Origin of the sequence: Streptococcus raffinosi, assembly GCF_030284685.1 — a bacterium.
Lineage (GTDB): Bacteria > Bacillota > Bacilli > Lactobacillales > Streptococcaceae > Streptococcus > Streptococcus raffinosi.
This window is the reverse complement of record NZ_JASUZV010000005.1, coordinates 82,761-100,954: the sequence shown is the minus strand read 5'-3', so window position 1 is coordinate 100,954 and position 18,194 is coordinate 82,761. Positions and strand designations below refer to the sequence as shown.

The 18,194-nt window shown below is 37.9% G+C and carries 18 protein-coding genes; 15 read left to right on the top strand and 3 right to left on the bottom strand.

The window, feature by feature from the left end:
• Positions 1-8: 8 nt before the first annotated feature.
• Together QRD39_RS04725 and QRD39_RS04720 are read right to left on the bottom strand one after the other, a co-directional pair.
• Entirely contained in the window at positions 9-848 is an 840-nt protein-coding gene (locus QRD39_RS04725; protein ID WP_037608790.1) for a metal ABC transporter permease, read from the bottom strand.
• Positions 838-1,566: a metal ABC transporter ATP-binding protein gene (locus tag QRD39_RS04720; RefSeq protein ID WP_008534261.1), complete on the bottom strand. Its 729-nt coding sequence runs from the start codon at positions 1,564-1,566 to the stop codon at positions 838-840. The genes QRD39_RS04725 and QRD39_RS04720 overlap by 11 nt, the downstream gene beginning before the upstream one ends.
• Positions 1,567-1,857: 291 nt before the next feature.
• On the opposite strand from QRD39_RS04720, the gene QRD39_RS04715 reads away from it, so the two are divergent.
• From QRD39_RS04715 to QRD39_RS04690, 6 genes are all read left to right on the top strand, one after another.
• Positions 1,858-2,331, top strand: coding sequence for a hypothetical protein (locus QRD39_RS04715; RefSeq protein WP_285955820.1), 474 nt, complete (start codon positions 1,858-1,860; stop codon positions 2,329-2,331).
• Positions 2,328-2,720 carry a DUF4430 domain-containing protein gene (locus tag QRD39_RS04710; protein WP_008534264.1) on the top strand — a complete coding sequence of 131 codons (393 nt, stop codon included), beginning with the start codon at positions 2,328-2,330 and terminating at the stop codon, positions 2,718-2,720. The genes QRD39_RS04715 and QRD39_RS04710 overlap by 4 nt, the downstream gene beginning before the upstream one ends.
• A 176-nt stretch (positions 2,721-2,896) precedes the next feature.
• Entirely contained in the window at positions 2,897-5,719 is a 2,823-nt protein-coding gene (gene ppc, locus QRD39_RS04705) for a phosphoenolpyruvate carboxylase (protein WP_285955819.1), read from the top strand.
• A gap of 76 nt (positions 5,720-5,795) precedes the next feature.
• Positions 5,796-6,830: a DNA polymerase III subunit delta gene (gene holA, locus QRD39_RS04700; protein WP_285955855.1), complete on the top strand. Its 1,035-nt coding sequence runs from the start codon at positions 5,796-5,798 to the stop codon at positions 6,828-6,830.
• A 94-nt stretch (positions 6,831-6,924) separates the two neighbouring features.
• On the top strand, positions 6,925-7,530 hold the full coding sequence (sodA, locus tag QRD39_RS04695) for a superoxide dismutase SodA (protein WP_008534268.1): 606 nt from the start codon (positions 6,925-6,927) through the stop codon (positions 7,528-7,530).
• Between the two features lie 97 nt (positions 7,531-7,627).
• Positions 7,628-9,043, top strand: coding sequence for a serine hydrolase (locus QRD39_RS04690; protein WP_002887646.1), 1,416 nt, complete (start codon positions 7,628-7,630; stop codon positions 9,041-9,043).
• 35 nt (positions 9,044-9,078) lie between these two features.
• On the opposite strand, the gene QRD39_RS04685 is transcribed toward QRD39_RS04690, so the two are convergent.
• Entirely contained in the window at positions 9,079-9,729 is a 651-nt protein-coding gene (locus tag QRD39_RS04685; protein WP_285955818.1) for a prepilin peptidase, read from the bottom strand.
• 109 nt (positions 9,730-9,838) lie between these two features.
• Between QRD39_RS04685 and QRD39_RS04680 the strand changes: the two genes are divergently transcribed.
• The 9 genes from QRD39_RS04680 to QRD39_RS04640 all read left to right on the top strand — a co-directional run bounded on the left by QRD39_RS04680 (position 9,839) and on the right by QRD39_RS04640 (position 18,136).
• Complete coding sequence (locus QRD39_RS04680) at positions 9,839-10,360, top strand: Dps family protein (RefSeq protein WP_021152040.1); 522 nt, start codon at positions 9,839-9,841, stop codon at positions 10,358-10,360.
• An 88-nt stretch (positions 10,361-10,448) separates the two neighbouring features.
• Positions 10,449-10,886: a Fur family transcriptional regulator gene (locus QRD39_RS04675; RefSeq protein WP_002887639.1), complete on the top strand. Its 438-nt coding sequence runs from the start codon at positions 10,449-10,451 to the stop codon at positions 10,884-10,886.
• Between the two features lie 108 nt (positions 10,887-10,994).
• On the top strand, positions 10,995-11,219 hold the full coding sequence (locus tag QRD39_RS04670) for a YqgQ family protein (RefSeq protein WP_008534273.1): 225 nt from the start codon (positions 10,995-10,997) through the stop codon (positions 11,217-11,219).
• Entirely contained in the window at positions 11,194-12,162 is a 969-nt protein-coding gene (locus tag QRD39_RS04665) for an ROK family glucokinase (protein WP_285955817.1), read from the top strand. Before QRD39_RS04670 ends, QRD39_RS04665 begins: the two co-directional genes overlap by 26 nt.
• A gap of 141 nt (positions 12,163-12,303) precedes the next feature.
• Positions 12,304-14,154 carry a translational GTPase TypA gene (gene typA / locus QRD39_RS04660; RefSeq protein WP_285955816.1) on the top strand — a complete coding sequence of 617 codons (1,851 nt, stop codon included), beginning with the start codon at positions 12,304-12,306 and terminating at the stop codon, positions 14,152-14,154.
• 19 nt (positions 14,155-14,173) lie between these two features.
• On the top strand, positions 14,174-14,443 hold the full coding sequence (locus tag QRD39_RS04655) for a DUF3165 family protein (protein ID WP_285955815.1): 270 nt from the start codon (positions 14,174-14,176) through the stop codon (positions 14,441-14,443).
• Positions 14,444-14,572: 129 nt separating this feature from the next.
• Entirely contained in the window at positions 14,573-15,925 is a 1,353-nt protein-coding gene (gene murD / locus QRD39_RS04650) for a UDP-N-acetylmuramoyl-L-alanine--D-glutamate ligase (RefSeq protein WP_285955814.1), read from the top strand.
• A gap of 3 nt (positions 15,926-15,928) precedes the next feature.
• Positions 15,929-16,999, top strand: coding sequence for a UDP-N-acetylglucosamine--N-acetylmuramyl-(pentapeptide) pyrophosphoryl-undecaprenol N-acetylglucosamine transferase (locus QRD39_RS04645; RefSeq protein WP_285955813.1), 1,071 nt, complete (start codon positions 15,929-15,931; stop codon positions 16,997-16,999).
• A 9-nt stretch (positions 17,000-17,008) separates the two neighbouring features.
• Positions 17,009-18,136 carry a cell division protein FtsQ/DivIB gene (locus QRD39_RS04640; protein ID WP_285955812.1) on the top strand — a complete coding sequence of 376 codons (1,128 nt, stop codon included), beginning with the start codon at positions 17,009-17,011 and terminating at the stop codon, positions 18,134-18,136.
• Positions 18,137-18,194 lie beyond the last annotated feature (58 nt).

The following is an 18,194-nucleotide window of genomic DNA, read 5'->3' as shown; positions in this document are numbered from 1 at the left end:
CTGTTATTTTATTGTTGATAAGTCTTATTCATGCCACTTTGTTTAGGGACGATGAAAAAGCTGATGAGAAAGAGAAGGGCAGATGTTAGTACAATACTTGAACCGGCCGCAATGTTAAAACTATAGCCGATAAAAAGACCTAGAACAGATGCTAGGGCCCCAAAACCTGATGAGAGGAGAATCATGGTTTTAAGGCTATTAGCATATAGATAGGCGGTGGCAGCCGGTGTGATTAAAAGAGCTACAATAAGAATAGTGCCAACACTTTGCATAGCAGTTACAGCAACCAAGGTTAGAATAACCATAAGTAAGTAATGGTAGAAAGTGACTTTAACTCCAATAGACTTAGCTAAGATTGGGTCAAAGGATGTCAGGAGTAGAGGGCGAAAGAAAATTGTTATAGTTGTTAGTACGAGAAGGGCAACGGCAATCGTTATCCACATATCCAAGTCTTGTACAGCCAGAATATTTCCAAAGAGAATATGAAAGAGATCTGTGGAACTATTTGCAATACCTATGAGAATAATACCAAGAGCTAGAAAGCTCGAAAAGGTAATACCGATTGCTGTGTCACTCTTAATAATGGAATTGCTTTTGATATAGGTAATTATAGTAGAAGCTAAAAGACCAAAGACGATAGCTCCTATGAAAAAATTAATACCTAAGATAAAGGAAATGGCTACTCCAGGTAAAACCGCATGTGAAATCGCATCACCCATAAGTGACATGCCTCTTAGAATAATAAAACAACCAACAGCCCCCCCGACAATTCCAACAACTAAAGCCGTTATAAGGGCGTTCTGCAAGAAGTGGAAATTAAGCAAACCATCAATAAATTCAGAAAACATTTGAATCTCCTTTATAAAATAAACTGTTTCCGTAGGTTTTACGGAGATTAGCCTCATTAAAAACAAGATTAGTAGGCCCGCTAGCAATCAATTTACGATTGAGGAGAACGACTTGGTCAAAATAATGAGGGACCTTGCTCAAATCATGGTGAACAATGAGAATAAGCTTGCCTTGTTTCCTAAGTTCTCTCAAGGTGTTCATGATAATATCCTCACTAACGGAATCAATCCCAACGAAGGGCTCATCTAATAGGAGGATATCTGCCTCTTGTAGAAGACAACGAGCGATCAGAACCCGTTGAAATTGGCCACCTGATAATTGGCTTATCTGGCGATGAGCCAGATCATTTAAACCGAGTAGAGCTAAAGCTTTTGTGACCTTAGACCAATCTCTTTTAGATAGACGTTTAAAGAACTTGGTTTTAGAATAGAGGCCTAGAGAGACGCACTCTCTGACAGTAATTGGAAAGTTAAAATCAATCTCCGCCTTTTGTGCAACATAGGAAAGATGATTCAATTGCTGACGAATAGGCTGTTTATTGAATAGGAATTGCCCAGAGTGAGGGATAATACCAATAAGTGCTTTAATTAGGGTTGATTTGCCAGCACCATTAGGTCCAATAATCCCAGTGATACTTGGTCCGTCTAGGTTTAAGGTGATATTATCTAGAGCTAATGTCTGTTGGTAAGACACATTAATATTTTCAATTTGAATCATTAGTTGCCTCCTGTTAATTAATATACCTTAAAATAAAAATTAAGTCAAGTGAATATATTGAATTAAGTATGGTTAACTAAATCGTGTTAATTTAATGATCTTAGGGTAGTGAATGAGAGTACATTTTTATATCAACTATTCTAATCGGTCAGACTGTTTGATACTTTTGAGGAGGTAAAAAAGAACAGTATTTTCCACAATTTGTACTGTCTCATTCTTTTTTTCAAGAAATCATTTAATTTTTATTTTCGAAAACTAGTCATCTTTCCATATTTTTGGCATAATAGAGGTATGGAATTTACAATTCAACGAATGACACGTATTGCCATTCTAACAGCACTGGCCATTGGATTACGGTCAGCTTTTATAGGGCTTCCCAATATTCAGCCTATAACAGCTATGTTTTTTGTCGCTGTCCTTTATTTAGGTTTGGTGGATGGTCTACTCATTATGGCTCTAACCATGGCTATCTCAGGCTTTCTATATGGCTTTGGCCCTTGGGTTTTTAATCAGATTTTGACTTTTGGAGTGTTGATGGCTCTTTGGAGTTTGATTGCCCCTCGGTTATCATTAGTTTGGCAGATTGTTTTGGTAACCATTTTGTCCTTTCTCTATGGTGTTTTAATGGATTATGGTTATGGTCTTCTGTTCAAGAGTGGCTTGACCTTCGTTATCTCAGGCTTACTTTATGACACTTACCATGCAGTATCAACACTGTTATTCTATCCATTTATCCAGTCTATTTTTAGGAGGTTTGTAAAATGAAAAAAATATTGTCATATATTGTTCTTGCCCTTTCTCTTGTCACCTTAGTTGCTTGTGGTAAAAGCGAAGCAGCTAAGCTCACAAGAACAAGTAGCCAGCAGTCTCAGAGTCAAGGCAAGGTAACCTTGATTTTGAAAACAGAAAAAGAAAGTAAGAAGAAAGCAGTAAATATCCAAAAAGGTGATACTGTTCTTGATGTCTTGGAAGAAGTTTATCCAGTCCAAGAAAATGATGGTTTTATTACTGAGATTGACGGTATTTCTCAAGATAAAGACAAGGGCATCTATTGGATGTTCGATGTCAATGGCAAGTTAGGTGAGAAAGCCGCTAATCAACTTAAAGTTGAAAACGGTGATGAAATCAAATTCTACCAAGAGAAATATAATTAAGATTCTGGGCTCTGTTTAAGAGTCTTTTTTTAATAAAGTTCGGAAATAGGAGCAAGATGTTTTTCAAAAAAGTCCGAAGATTCCCAAAGAACTGACGATTTACAGAAAAAATAGTTTACTTTTGTTTTAAAAGTGATATGATAAAAGGGTACTACATAAAGTAAGGAGAATACGGTTTGGCTTTTAACAAATTGGAAAGCAGTAACAACCAGGAAATCATCTCTGAAGAAGTTGGTATCTTGAAAGAATTGTTGGATGATGCAACAAGAGGCATGGCTGGAGAGCAAGGCCTCACAACTATCCGACATTTGGTTGAACTTTATGATGAAGGTGACTATGTGGCCCTTACACAAGCCATTTCAAAAATGACAAATGACGATATGGTCGTGGCATCACGCTATTTCTCTTTGTTGCCTCTTTTGATTAACATCTCTGAGGACGTTGACTTGGCTTATGAAGTTAACCACAAAAATAATATTGACGAAACCTACCTTGGTAAGTTGTCTGAGACTTTTGATGTTGTCGCTGAAAGTGACAATGCGCGTGACATTCTTGAACATGTTAATGTCGTGCCAGTATTGACAGCTCACCCAACTCAGGTTCAACGTAAAACAATGCTTGAATTGACTAACCATATTCACGAACTTCTCCGTAAGCATCGTGATGTGAAGGCTGGTCTTATTAACAAGGACAAATGGTATGCGGATTTGCGTCGTTATGTGGAAATCATGATGCAAACTGATATCATTCGTGAAAAGAAACTTAAGGTTAAAAACGAAATCACTAACGTTATGGAGTATTACAACTCCTCATTGATTAAGGCGATTACAAACCTATCGCACGAATTCAAACGTTTAGCTGTTGAAAAAGGAATCGAACTTGATAATCCAACACCTATTACAATGGGTATGTGGATTGGTGGTGACCGTGATGGGAACCCATTTGTAACAGCAGAAACCCTCAAACTTTCTGCAACGGTTCAAAGTGAAGTTATCCTCAATTACTATATTGAAAAAGTTGATAACCTTTACCGTTCATTCTCACTCTCATCACGTTTGACTGAAGTTTCAGAAACAGTAGCAGAAATGGCGAAACATTCTCCAGATACATCAGTTTATCGTGAAAATGAACCTTATCGTCGTGCTTTCAGTTACATTCAATCTAAATTGATTCAAACGCTTCTTTTCTTCAAAGAAGGTAACTTTAACAAGGAAAGAGTTTCTAAACGTCTTTCTGAAAAGGTTAGCTTCGGTTCAGTCTCAACTGGTGAAGTTGTAGCTGATTACGTGCAACAACGTCTCAGCCAAAGTCTTCAAGCTGTCTCTCAACAAACGACTGAATTTTATGAAACAGCCGAAGCTTTCCATGATGACCTTTTGGCAATTAAAAATTCACTTCTTGAAAATGACGATGCTGTCTTGATTTCAGGTGATTTCGAAGAGCTTCTTCAAGCAGTGGAAGTCTTTGGTTTCTATCTGGCTACAATTGATATGCGTCAAGACTCAAGTGTTCATGAAACTTGTGTTGCTGAGTTGCTTAAGTCAGCAAACATTGTTGATAACTATAGTGAGTTGACTGAGGTTGAAAAAGTTGCCGTTCTTCTTAAGGAATTGCAAGAAGATCCTCGTACTTTGTCATCAACTAATGTGCCTAAGTCTGAAATCCTTGAAAAAGAATTGTCTATCTTCCGCACAGCTCGTCTTTTGAAAGACCATATTGGTGAAGATGTGATCAAACAACATATCATTTCTCATACTGAAAGTGTATCTGATATGTTTGAATTGGCTATCTTGCTTAAAGAAGTTGGTTTGGTTGATACAGAACGTGCACGTGTCCAAATCGTTCCTCTCTTTGAAACTATCGAAGACTTGGAAAACTCTAACGATATTATGAAACAATATCTTGGCTATGATATTGTTAAACGTTGGATTAAAAATAGTAACAATTACCAAGAAATCATGTTGGGTTACTCAGACTCTAACAAAGATGGTGGTTACTTGTCATCTGGTTGGACCCTCTACAAGGCTCAAAATGAATTGACTAAGATTGGGGAAGAGCGTGGTATTAAGATTACCTTCTTCCATGGTCGTGGTGGTACTGTTGGTCGTGGTGGTGGCCCATCATATGATGCCATTACTTCTCAACCATTTGGTACAATCAAAGACCGTATCCGCTTGACTGAACAAGGTGAGGTTATCGGTAATAAATATGGTAACAAGGATGCTGCTTACTACAATCTTGAAATGCTTGTTTCAGCTGCTCTTGACCGTATGGTGACACGTCAAATTGCCGATCCAGAAGAATTGGTTGATTTCCGTGAGGTTATGGACGGAATTGTTCACGATTCAAATGTTATTTATCGTGACCTTGTCTTTGGAAATGAACATTTCTACGATTACTTCTTTGAAGCTAGTCCTATCAAAGAAGTGTCAAGTTTGAATATTGGTTCTCGCCCAGCTGCTCGTAAAACTATCACTGAAATTTCTGGTCTTCGTGCCATCCCTTGGGTATTCTCATGGTCACAAAACCGTATCATGTTCCCAGGTTGGTATGGGGTTGGTTCAGCCTTCAATCATTATATTCAAGCTGAAGAAGGTAACCTTGAAAAACTTCAACATATGTTTGAAACATGGCCATTCTTCCGTTCACTCTTGTCGAATGTTGACATGGTACTTTCAAAATCAGATATGAATATTGCCTTCCACTATGCACAATTGGCGAAAGATGAAGAAGTCCGTAGTGTCTTCGATATTATCTTGGATGAATGGCAATTGACTAAGAATGTTATTCTTGCTATTGAAAAACATGATGGTTTCCTTGATGAAAGCCCATCACTTAAAGCAAGTCTAGACTTCCGCTTGCCATACTTCAACGTTTTGAACTACATCCAAATTGAATTGATTAAACGTCTTCGTAACAATGTTTTGACTGATGACGAAATTAGTCTTATCCATATTTCTATAAATGGTATTGCAACAGGACTTCGTAACTCAGGTTAATCAAACAGACATACTTTTGCTCATCACTATTGTGGTGGGCTTTTTGTTATGGCAAAATTTCTGTTATAATAAAACCATGATTGCTATGGAAACCATTGAAAAGCTGTCTAAAGAATCCCTACCAACGTTAACAGTCTTAGCTGGTGAAGATTTGGGGCAGTATAGTCAAGCTAAAGAAACATTTTTAAAACAAATCGGTTTTGATCCCAGTGACTTGACCTATTCCTATTTTGATATGTCTGAGACGACCTATCAGGAGGCTGAACTGGATTTAGAAAGTATGCCTTTTTTTGCGGATGAGAAGGTGGTCATTTTTGATCATTTCGCAGATATGACCACAGCGAAAAAATCTTATCTGGATGATAAGGAGCTAAAACGGCTTGAACGTTACCTTCAGTCACCTGTGGAAACGACTCGACTTGTTTTAATGGCATCGGGTAAACTTGATGGTAAGCGTCGCTTAGTAAAACTATTAAAGCGTGATGCCTTGGTACTTGAAACCAGTCCTCTAAAGGATGCGGAACTTAAAACGTATTTTCAAAAAAAAGCGCATCAAGAGGGACTTATTTTTGATACAGGTGTTTTTGAGGAGCTCTTAATCAAGTCAAATTTTGACTTTTCAGATGTTCAAAAAAACATGGCCTTTTTAAAGGGCTACAAAGCGGAAGGGAACATCTCATCCAAGGATATTGCTGAAGCCATCCCAAAGAGCTTGCAGGATAATATCTTTGACATGACCCAACTCCTTTTACGAGGTGACATTAATGGGGTACGTGAACTGGTTCATGATTTGCGCCTCCAGGGAGAGGATGACATTAAGTTAATAGCGGTTATGTTGGGACAATTTCGCACCTATTTACAAGTGAAACTCCTATCTGCTCAAGGTAAAAGTGAACAGCAAATTGTCGTAAGCCTTTCGGATTATCTAGGACGTAAAGTTAATCCATATCAGATTCGCTATGCTCTTAGAGACAGTCGTCCATTATCTATAGAATTTTTGAAGACGAGTATCAAGAGTTTGATTGAGACTGATTATCAGATTAAAACTGGTACTTACGATAAAGAGTATTTGTTTGATTTAGCACTTCTGAAGATAGGCTCACATCGTTAATATTTGAGATTTTTCGTGATTTAGTAAGCAAATTTTTTGAAAGCTCTATCATTTTAGGGTAAAATGAAGAAAAAATGAAATGAGGACCCTTAATATGGCTATTATCCTTCCAGACCTTCCTTACGCTTATGATGCATTGGAACCATACATTGATGCTGAAACAATGACCCTTCACCACGACAAACACCACGCAACTTATGTAGCAAACGCTAATGCTGCGCTTGAAAAACACCCTGAAATTGGTGAAGACCTTGAAGCGCTTTTGGCTGATGTCGAAAAAATTCCAGCAGATATCCGTCAAGCACTTATTAACAATGGTGGTGGACATCTTAATCACGCACTTTTCTGGGAACTTTTATCACCAGAAAAACAAGAACCAACTGCAGAAGTAGCAGCTGCTATTAACGAAGCTTTTGGTTCGTTTGAAGCTTTCCAAGAAGCTTTCACTGCAGCAGCAACAACTCGTTTTGGTTCAGGTTGGGCATGGCTTGTAGTTAACGCAGAAGGTAAACTTGAAGTTGTTTCAACTGCCAACCAAGATACACCAATCTCAGACGGTAAAAAACCAATCTTGGCACTTGACGTTTGGGAACACGCTTACTACCTAAACTACCGTAACGTACGTCCAAACTACATCAAAGCCTTCTTTGAAATCATCAATTGGAATAAAGTTGCTGAGCTTTACGCAGCAGCTAAATAAGTCTATTATCATCCTCATTCTTGAGGGTGATTTTTTTGTAATATGGCTGTAAAATCTCCTTGCTTTTTAGGGCATTATAGCTTAAACTATTATTGTTATGAAAAAAAAGAAAAAACATTCAAGCAAAAAGTATAGTGGAAGTCGCCGAAAAACTAAAGACAAGAAGAAAGATTCGCTAGAACAAGACCTTCAAAACGATATCAAAAAAGACGGCAAAAATGATATCAAGGATGATAAAAAGGATGTCAAAAAAGACGCCAAAAAGTCCAAGAAGAAAGAAACGAAAAAAGAACATAAAAAGTCTTCTAAAAAATCTGTAGATAAGAAGCCTGCTAAGGAAACAGTCGTATCAGATGAACAAAAGGAAAAGGAACCAAAAACTGAACCTTTAGCATTAAGGAGCAAGCGTTCTAAGAAATCTAGATCTAAGTCAAAATCCAAGTCATCTCGAGATGATAAAAAAGCTTACCTTATTTTGGCTTTCCTAGGTGCTTTGGTGGTTCTTTTGTTTATTGCTATGCTTGCTCTAGCAGGGCGCGGTAAGCAAGCTGGTCACTCAGGTAACTTTGGAAATATTTTTGGATCCAGTTCAAAAGTGGCTAAAAAAGATGAGAAGGAAAAAGAGGAAAAGGTCACACCAACCAACAAGTCAGCTGAAGCTAAACAAGCTGTTATGGATGCTGATGCTAACACGATGGCGGCCAATGGTTTGACTTATGACTATGCCAATATGACTTTGAACCAAGTGGTCGAAGCTTATCTGGCTGATCAAGGTATTGATGCTAGCCAAATTGCTTTCTCATACAAGAATACCAAAACTAATGAGCATTATTCCATGAATGATACTCAGCCAATGACTGCAGGTTCTACTTACAAACTGCCATTAAACATGCTTGTCATGGATGAAGTCAATAAAGGCAAACTTTCTTTAACGGAACGTTTTGATATTACGAACACTGAGTATGAGTATCAAGGTGAGCATGATAATTATGTTGCTGCCTTTGGTGGTTCAATGACCATTCCAGAAATGCAAGAATATTCTCTTGTATACTCTGAAAATACTCCAGCTTATGCTTTGGCAGAACGCCTAGGTGGTATAGAGAAATTCTATGGTATGCTTGATAAATATGGTAAGTCAAAAGGTGATGTTAAGACTATCCAAATGCATGGTAATAAGACAACAACAGATTATTACATTCAAGTTTTGGATTACCTTTGGAAACATCAGGACAACTACAAGGATATTCTCCATTACATTGGTGAATCATTCCCTAATGAGTACTATAAGACCTACCTTCCTGATTTAACGATTTATCAAAAACCAGGTTATGTCCGTGAAGCACTAAACGTTGATGCTATTGTTATGGAAGACACACCTTACATGGTAGCAATCTATACACGTTACCTCGGTGGTTCGACTGAAGACTCATCAGAAATTAGTGGTTGGGGTCTTCAACAACTGGGTATGCTCTGTTATGTGATTAACGAGTGGCACCGTGTTAATATGAATTAATAAATCAAAAAGCCGAAATCATCGGCTTTTTTGCTTTATTTGATGAAGGTGAGAAATAAAATACTTACAAACAGAAAAGGTACAAATGCGATTTTTTGCTTGAGGTCTTTACTGACTAGGAAATAAATAAGTCCCAAAAGACAAGCTATTTCGATAGCCAGTAGTATTTGAGAAAATGGGAAAATGAGCGAGGCGCTTGCCAAGTAGAGAAAATCACCTTCTCCGATATTTAGGTGTTTGAGGCAAGCTAGGATAGCGAGTGCGAGTCCTAAAGTAAAGGTTAGGTAAAAGTTTCCCAAAAAAATGAGAGGCGTAGTTCCAAGTAGCCAAATAACAAGTGGGTAAGATTGATGTTTTAAATCAAAGAGTGTTAGACAGAGACTGAAAATAATAAAGTAGGCTTCAGCGAAATCTAGAAAGTGGTGTAAAAAGAGTAAACAGACTATTCCGCAGAACAGTTCAATAAAGAGATAACGATAAGGAATAGCTTTTTGACAAAAACGACACCTAGATTTTAGAATAAGTTGTGAGAAGACAGGTACCATCTCAAAAAATCGCAATGAGTGCTTACAAAAGCTGCAGTGGCTACTAGGAGTCACTATGGATTCTTCGGGGAAACGGTCACAAACCAAGCCAATGAATGAGCCTAAGGAAGCTCCTAGAAAAAAATAAATGATACTTAACATACCTATGTATTCGAAAAAGAGTCAAAAAAATCATTATATTTGACTATTATTTAGAAATGTTCTAAAATAAAGATGTAAACAATAGTAATTCTAAATAAGGAGAAAAAATATGGTACATACAATTAAAGAAACTATCACTGAAACAGTTAATGATCATGTTACAGCATCAACAAACACTAAAACTAAAGCAGTCTTGAATCAAGCAGTTGCTGATTTGTCTGTAGCAGCTTCAATTGTCCACCAAGTACACTGGTATATGCGTGGTTCTGGTTTCCTTTATCTTCATCCAAAAATGGATGAATTAATGGATAGCTTGAACGGTCATCTTGATGTTATTAGCGAACGTTTGATTACTATTGGTGGGGAACCATTTTCAACACTCGTTGAGTTTTCATCTAATTCAGGATTGACAGAAACTACAGGTACTTTTGATAAATCAATGACTGATCAAATCCAGTTGTTGGTTGATACATATAAATACTTGTCAGTTTTGTTCCAAGTTGGTTTGGATATTACAGATGAAGAAGGAGATGCTCCTTCAAATGATATCTTTACTGCAGCTAAGTCAGAAATTGATAAAACAGTATGGATGTTGACTGCTGAACTTGGTAAAGAACCTGGCTTGAAATAAGCATTTTTCTGAGTTAAGATGATTGTCAAGAGTTCCTTTAAAAGTGTATAATATTAACAAAATACTTTTAGAAGAAGGAATGGACGATATGTCTCAACATCGACGTAGTTTAAGCGTTTATGAAGATGTCTTGAATCAGTTAAAGGCGAAGGGAATTCGATTGACGGAGTCTCGCAAAGCTGTTATCCGTTATTTGATGATGTCTGATCAGCACCCTAGTGCAGATGTGATATATTATGATCTCCTCCCTGACAACCCAGGTATGAGTCTTGCGACTGTTTATAACAATCTAAAAGTTTTGGTTGAAGAGGGAATCGTCTCAGAAATTAAAGTAAACAATGATAATACGACCTACTATGATTTTATGGGACATGATCATTTGAATATTGTTTGTGAAAAATGTGGTCATATCACTGACTTAGACTTGCCAATTCCTTCTTTCAAGGAAGAAGTTGAATCGCAGACAGGATTCCGTATCACTCGAGAACAGATGATTTTCCATGGCATTTGCCCGAATTGCCAATAGATTAAAACCTGAGTCTTATCGGCTTGGGTTTTAAATTTTGTATTGATAATTTGTAAAGGTTTTCAATAGTCTCTTGTCATGACTGAAGCTTTTTGCTAAAATATTGCTATGAGAACTTTATATGATGTTCAACAGTTGTTGAAGCAATTTGGCATAATAGTTTATCTAGGTAAAAGACTTTATGATATTGAGATGATGAAAATTGAGTTAGAGGCTCTTTACCAGAATGGCTTAATTGATAAAGACAATTATCTATCTGCTGAAATGATTTTACGACATGAGCATCGCATTGAAATGGAGAAAGAAAATGAGCAAAAAACTCTTGGGTATTGATCTTGGTGGAACAACTGTCAAATTTGGTATTTTGACTGCAGAAGGTAGCGTTCAGGAAAAATGGGCGATTGAAACAAATACGCTTGAAGATGGACGTCACATCGTTCCAAATATTATTGATTCCTTGAAACACCGTTTGGCAATGTACGGACTCACTGCAGATGACTTTATTGGAATTGGTATGGGATCTCCGGGTGCTGTTGACCGTAAAAATAAGACGGTAACAGGTGCCTTCAACCTAAACTGGGCAGACACTCAAGAAGTTGGATCTGTCATTGAAAAAGAATTGGGTATTCCATTCGCTATTGATAATGATGCAAATGTGGCTGCTTTAGGTGAACGTTGGGTTGGTGCTGGTGCCAACAATCCAGATGTTGTTTTTGTAACACTTGGAACAGGTGTAGGTGGCGGTGTTATCGCTGATGGTAATTTGATTCACGGTGTTGCTGGTGCTGGTGGTGAGATTGGTCATATTATCGTTGAACCTGAAACAGGTTTTGAATGTACTTGTGGTAATAATGGCTGTTTGGAAACTGTAGCTTCAGCAACTGGTGTGGTTCGTTTGGCACGTCATATGGCCGAGGAGTATGAAGGTGATTCAGCCATTAAGGCTGCTGTAGATAACGGTGAACAAGTAACAAGTAAAGATATCTTTATGGCTGCGGCTGAAGGAGATAAGTTCGCCGATAGTATTGTTGACAAAGTGTCAGAATACCTTGGCCTTGCCACAGCAAATATTTCAAACATCCTTAACCCTGATTCTGTAGTTATCGGTGGTGGTGTTTCAGCTGCTGGAGAATTCTTACGTAGTAGAGTAGAAAGTTATTTTGTACGTTATGCTTTCCCACAAGTACGTCGTACAACAAAAGTGAAGTTGGCTGAGCTTGGTAATGATGCTGGTATCATTGGAGCTGCCAGTCTAGCTCTTACAATTCAAAAATAATGCGAAAAGGTGTATCTGACCAACTGGGGTCTTATTACACCTTTTTCTTATTGAAAAACGTTTACAATTGGTCTGGGTTCTGCCATTTTCTTAAAATTGTGGTATACTTGAAAAGTTGAAATAAAAATTAAAGAGGAAAAAATGACTAAATATAGAGAAGACATCCGTAACGTTGCCATTATTGCGCACGTTGACCACGGGAAAACAACACTTGTAGATGAATTGTTGAAACAATCGCATACCCTTGATGAACGTAAGGAACTTGATGAGCGTGCAATGGACTCTAACGATCTTGAAAAAGAACGTGGTATCACTATCCTTGCTAAGAATACAGCCGTTGCTTACAAAGGTACTCGTATCAATATCATGGACACACCGGGGCACGCAGACTTTGGTGGAGAAGTTGAACGTATCATGAAAATGGTTGATGGGGTTGTCCTTGTTGTTGATGCCTACGAAGGAACTATGCCTCAAACACGTTTTGTGTTAAAAAAAGCGCTTGAGCAAAATTTGACACCAATTGTTGTTGTTAACAAGATTGATAAACCATCAGCTCGCCCTGAAGAAGTTGTTGATGAAGTCCTAGAACTCTTCATCGAACTCGGCGCAGATGATGATCAGTTGGAATTCCCAGTTGTATATGCATCAGCGATTAATGGTACATCATCATTGTCAGATAATCCTGCTGATCAAGAGCACACTATGGCTCCAATCTTTGACACGATTATTGATCACATCCCAGCTCCTGTAGATAACTCAGATGAGCCACTTCAATTTCAAGTGTCACTTCTTGACTACAACGACTTTGTTGGACGTATTGGTATTGGACGTGTCTTCCGTGGAACTGTAAAAGTTGGTGACCAAGTTACTCTTTCAAAACTTGACGGAACAACTAAAAACTTCCGTGTTACAAAACTTTTTGGTTTCTTTGGTTTGGAGCGTCGTGAAATTGATGAAGCTAAAGCTGGTGACTTGATTGCCATCTCAGGTATGGAGGACATCTTCGTTGGTGAAACAATCACACCAACAGATGCTGTTGAACCATTGCCAGTACTTCGTATTGATGAACCAACTCTTCAAATGACTTTCTTGGCCAACAACTCACCATTTGCCGGTCGTGAAGGTAAACACGTAACATCACGTAAGGTCGAAGAACGTCTTTTGGCAGAATTGCAAACGGACGTTTCTCTTCGTGTAGATCCGACTGATTCACCTGATAAATGGACGGTTTCAGGTCGTGGTGAATTGCACTTGTCAATTCTTATTGAAACAATGCGTCGTGAAGGATACGAACTTCAAGTATCTCGTCCAGAGGTTATCATTAAAGAAATTGATGGTGTAAAATGCGAACCATTTGAACGTGTTCAAATTGATACTCCTGAAGAGTACCAAGGTTCTATCATTCAAGCCCTTTCAGAACGTAAAGGTGATATGCTTGATATGCAAATGGTTGGTAATGGTCAAACACGTATTATTTTCCTTGTACCAGCACGTGGTCTTATCGGATTCTCTACTGAATTCTTGTCTATGACACGTGGTTACGGTATCATGAACCATACCTTTGACCAATACTTGCCAGTTGTAGCGGGAGAAATCGGTGGACGCCACCGTGGTGCCCTTGTTTCTATTGATACAGGTAAGGCGACAACTTACTCAATTATGCGTATTGAAGAACGTGGTACAATCTTCGTTAACCCAGGCACAGAAGTATATGAAGGTATGATCGTCGGTGAAAATGCTCGTGAAAATGACCTTGGTGTTAATATCACTACAGCAAAACAAATGACAAATGTACGTTCAGCTACGAAGGACCAAACAGCCGTAATCAAGACTCCACGTATCTTGACACTTGAAGAATCACTTGAATTCTTGGATGATGATGAGTACATGGAAGTAACACCTGAATCTATCCGCTTGCGTAAACAAATTTTGAATAAAGCAGAGCGTGATAAAGCTAACAAACGTAAGAAGAAAGCAGCAGAAGCTGAATAATTTATAGGGAGGAGAAGGGATGTTTTATCTGATTGTTGCTATATTGATTTCGTCATTTTATTTCTTTATTGCACCCAAGTCGGTAAAAAACACCATGAATCTCCTCTTTGTCATGGTTACCTCAGCATTGCTATTACTTTTAGCAGTGTTATCAATCATCAAATTTTTCAGTTTACCCGGTGAGTTTTTTGTCACAGTGGGAATGCTTGTATTGAGTTATTTTACTTTAAAAGATTTCTTTTCCATGTCAGAGCTAAAGCATGAAAAAACTGAACAAGAAGAAAAATAAGTCACATGAACCTTAAAAAGTCAATCGCCTAGATTGGCTTTTTTCTGTGCTTAGAAGAGGTAACTTCTTGAAATAGGCTGGGATAAAAGGTAAAATGGTTATGATACAATTTGAGAGAATGGACGAATTATGAAATCAGTAACACAATTTGAAAATAAAAAAGTTTTGGTTCTTGGCTTGGCAAAGTCTGGTGAAGCAGCAGCTCGCCTCTTGGCTAAGTTAGGAGCTATCGTCACTGTTAATGACGGAAAACCATTTGAGGAAAACCCTTCGGCTCAGGCTCTTCTTGAAGAAGGAATTAAGGTTGTTTGTGGTGGACATCCTCTTGAGCTTTTGGATGAAAATTTTGAACTAATGGTCAAGAACCCTGGGATTCGCTACGACAATCCGATGGTAGCCCGTGCGCTTGAAAAAGGAATTCCAGTCTGGACTGAAGTTGAATTGGCTTACCTAGTGTCAGAGGCACCGATTATTGGTATAACTGGCTCAAACGGTAAGACGACAACGACAACTATGATTGCTGATGTCCTAAATCATGGTGGTAAGTCTGGCGTCTTGTCAGGAAATATCGGCTTCCCTGCATCAGAAGTTGCCCAATCAGTGACCGCTCAAGACACCTTAGTTATGGAATTGTCTTCTTTCCAATTGATGGGAATTGACAGTTTCCATCCCCACATTGCGGTTATTACCAATTTGATGCCAACACATATTGATTATCACGGTAGTTTTGAAGCATATGTGGCAGCCAAATGGAATATTCAAAATCGAATGACATCAGATGATTTCATTATTTTGAACTTTAACCAAAATCTTGCTAAGGAGTTGGCTACTAAGACGAAAGCACAAGTCGTTCCATTCTCAACTGTGGAAAAAGTAGATGGAGCCTATCTTGAAAACGGAGGTCTCTACTATAAAGGTGAGTTGATTATGAAAGCCGATGAGATTGGCGTTCCTGGTAGTCACAATGTGGAAAATGCCTTAGCTACAATTGCGGTTTCTAAGCTGTCAGGTATTTCAAACCAGGCAATCAAAGAAACTTTAGCAAGTTTTGGAGGGGTTAAGCATCGCCTTCAATTCGTTGATACCATTAACGACGTGAAATTCTATAATGATAGTAAGTCAACAAACATTTTGGCGACCCAAAAAGCACTCTCTGGATTTGATAATAGTAAAGTCATTTTGATTGCTGGCGGTTTAGATCGTGGTAATGAATTTGATGAACTCGTTCCTGATATTACAGGAGTCAAGAAAATGATTATTTTGGGAGAATCCGCTCCTCGTGTCAAACGTGCCGCTGAGAAAGCAGGTGTATCTTATCTTGATGCTAAAGATGTAGCTGATGCAACACGTATTGCTTTTGATCAAGCCAGTGCAGGAGATGTTGTTTTATTGAGTCCTGCTAACGCCAGCTGGGATATGTACAAGAATTTTGAAGTGCGTGGTGATGAATTTATCGCAACGGTTGAGCAATTGAAGGGATAAGCTATGGCAAAATCGAAAAAGATTGTTTTTACCGGTGGTGGAACAGTTGGACATGTGACCCTAAATCTTATCTTAATTCCAAAGTTCATCAAAGATGGATGGGAGGTTCACTATATTGGTGATAAGCATGGCATCGAACATGAACAAATCTCTAAATCTGGTTTAGATGTTACCTTCCACAGTATTGCTACAGGGAAGCTACGTCGATATTTTTCATGGCAAAACATGCTTGACGTTTTTAAAGTTGGTTGGGGAATCCTTCAATCTATTGCGATTATTGCAAAGATTCGGCCACAAGCACTTTTTTCTAAGGGCGGATTTGTCTCTGTACCGCCAGTGATTGCTTCTAAATTATTAGGAGTTCCTGTTTATGTGCATGAGTCTGACCTTTCTATGGGGTTAGCCAATAAAATTGCCTACAAGTTTGCAACTACGATGTTTACGACTTTTGAGCAACCAAAAGCGTTGACAAAGACAAAACATGTTGGCGCTATTACGAAGGTTGGTGTGGCACAAACAGGCCAAAAAGATATCCTCGATAATATTAAGAAACAGTTTGATGCCAATTTGAAAACCGTTCTTTTTATCGGTGGATCAGCTGGTGCAAAGGTTTTTAATGATTTTATTAGCAATACTCCACAACTGACTGAACACTACAATGTCATTAATATTTCTGGTGATTCTTCATTAAATACCTTACAACCTCATCTCTACCGAATTGATTATGTAACAGATTTGTACCAACCTCTTATGGATTTGGCTGATTTAGTAGTAACTCGGGGTGGTTCAAATACCATTTTTGAATTATTGGCGATGAAAAAACTGCATGTAATCATTCCTTTGGGGAAAGAAGCTAGCCGTGGAGATCAACTTGAAAATGCTGCTTATTTTGAACGAAAAGGTTATGCCCGCCAATTACAGGAACCTGATTTAAGTTGGGCAACTTTGAATAATGAGCTAGAACAACTTGTTGAAAATGCAAAGACTTACAAAGAAGCTATGGCAAAATCTGAGGAAATCACATCTCCTGATGATTTTTACCACCTATTAGTAACTAGTATTTCAAATAAATAAAGGAATTTCATGGCAAAAAAGGAACAAAATTCACAAGAAAAACAAGTTCTGACGGAGTGGCAGAAGCGAAACTTGGAATTTTTAAGAAAAAAAGAGAGCGAAGATTCTGAAGGCATAGAGAAAGAGAATACTTCAATCGAAAACAAGGTACCGGAAAAGAAGAAGGTTAAAAAGAAAAAAAAGGCCAAGAAGAAAAAAAAGAATAAGTTGAAATCAAGCAGTAACATTCCTATTGCACAACAAAATCTTGCTGGTCTCATTGTCTTCTCAGCTGCTATTTTAATTGTGTTTTCACTCTTCTATATCTCGCCTTGGTCTAAGCAAAAGATTATCACTGTCTCAGGAACAAAAAATGCTTTGCCAGAAGATGTGAAAGTGGCAAGTGGTATTCTTGATACAGATTATATTAGTTATGTCTTTTTAAATCAGAACAAAGTTGCGAGAACTGTTGAAAAAACAAATGTTTGGGTTAAAAAAGCGAATGTGACCTATGACTTTCCAAATCAATTTAACATTGCAGTAAAAGAATACCCGATAGTGGCTTATCGTCAAACTGGCAATGGTTATATGTCAATTCTCGAGAGTGGTAAAACTGGTGGAACGGTTTCAACAGGAAATCTTCCAGATAAATTTATTACTTTAAAAATAGATGATGACAAGAAAATTGAAGAACTTGTAAAAGAGCTAAATCAACTGGATGCTAAAATCAAAAATAACATTCAGATTATTAATTTAACACCTACCAAGGCAACTTCAGATTTGTTGACTATTGAGTTGTATGATGGCAATACCATCCGTGTCCCACTATCTCAATTAACAATCAAGTTACCATATTACCAAAAAATTAAAAAACATCTTTCAGATGGGACTATTGTTGATATGGAAGTTGGTATTTATACGACGACTCCGGAAGTTGAAGCATCAAAATCTGAAAAATCCGATAAGGATAAAAAGAAAGATAAAGACAAGACTGATAGTAAAGAAACCAGTGCTACTTCTGAAGAAGGGCAAGAGTCAGAATCGTCTGTACAAAGTTCTGGAGAGGATACTAATACCGAAAGTTCAAGTGACCAAGGAGAAAGTATTCCTGCAGTAGGGCAAGAAAACTCACATCAAACTTCCCTAGCTCAGGGTTAATATTGAATAATAAAAAACGTAAAATGCTGACATTTTACGTTTTTTTATGGTACAATAG

What these genes read in the sequence shown, in the direction of transcription:
- QRD39_RS04725 (WP_037608790.1), bottom strand. Translation starts at nt 848, where the DNA reads ATGTTTTCTGAATTTATTGATGGTTTGCTTAATTTCCACTTCTTGCAG.
- QRD39_RS04720 (WP_008534261.1), bottom strand. Translation starts at nt 1,566, where the DNA reads ATGATTCAAATTGAAAATATTAATGTGTCTTACCAACAGACATTAGCT.
- QRD39_RS04715 (WP_285955820.1), top strand. Translation starts at nt 1,858, where the DNA reads ATGGAATTTACAATTCAACGAATGACACGTATTGCCATTCTAACAGCA.
- QRD39_RS04710 (WP_008534264.1), top strand. Translation starts at nt 2,328, where the DNA reads ATGAAAAAAATATTGTCATATATTGTTCTTGCCCTTTCTCTTGTCACC.
- holA (WP_285955855.1), top strand. Translation starts at nt 5,796, where the DNA reads ATGATTGCTATGGAAACCATTGAAAAGCTGTCTAAAGAATCCCTACCA.
- sodA (WP_008534268.1), top strand. Translation starts at nt 6,925, where the DNA reads ATGGCTATTATCCTTCCAGACCTTCCTTACGCTTATGATGCATTGGAA.
- QRD39_RS04690 (WP_002887646.1), top strand. Translation starts at nt 7,628, where the DNA reads ATGAAAAAAAAGAAAAAACATTCAAGCAAAAAGTATAGTGGAAGTCGC.
- QRD39_RS04685 (WP_285955818.1), bottom strand. Translation starts at nt 9,729, where the DNA reads ATGTTAAGTATCATTTATTTTTTTCTAGGAGCTTCCTTAGGCTCATTC.
- QRD39_RS04680 (WP_021152040.1), top strand. Translation starts at nt 9,839, where the DNA reads ATGGTACATACAATTAAAGAAACTATCACTGAAACAGTTAATGATCAT.
- QRD39_RS04675 (WP_002887639.1), top strand. Translation starts at nt 10,449, where the DNA reads ATGTCTCAACATCGACGTAGTTTAAGCGTTTATGAAGATGTCTTGAAT.
- QRD39_RS04670 (WP_008534273.1), top strand. Translation starts at nt 10,995, where the DNA reads ATGAGAACTTTATATGATGTTCAACAGTTGTTGAAGCAATTTGGCATA.
- QRD39_RS04665 (WP_285955817.1), top strand. Translation starts at nt 11,194, where the DNA reads ATGAGCAAAAAACTCTTGGGTATTGATCTTGGTGGAACAACTGTCAAA.
- typA (WP_285955816.1), top strand. Translation starts at nt 12,304, where the DNA reads ATGACTAAATATAGAGAAGACATCCGTAACGTTGCCATTATTGCGCAC.
- QRD39_RS04655 (WP_285955815.1), top strand. Translation starts at nt 14,174, where the DNA reads ATGTTTTATCTGATTGTTGCTATATTGATTTCGTCATTTTATTTCTTT.
- murD (WP_285955814.1), top strand. Translation starts at nt 14,573, where the DNA reads ATGAAATCAGTAACACAATTTGAAAATAAAAAAGTTTTGGTTCTTGGC.
- QRD39_RS04645 (WP_285955813.1), top strand. Translation starts at nt 15,929, where the DNA reads ATGGCAAAATCGAAAAAGATTGTTTTTACCGGTGGTGGAACAGTTGGA.
- QRD39_RS04640 (WP_285955812.1), top strand. Translation starts at nt 17,009, where the DNA reads ATGGCAAAAAAGGAACAAAATTCACAAGAAAAACAAGTTCTGACGGAG.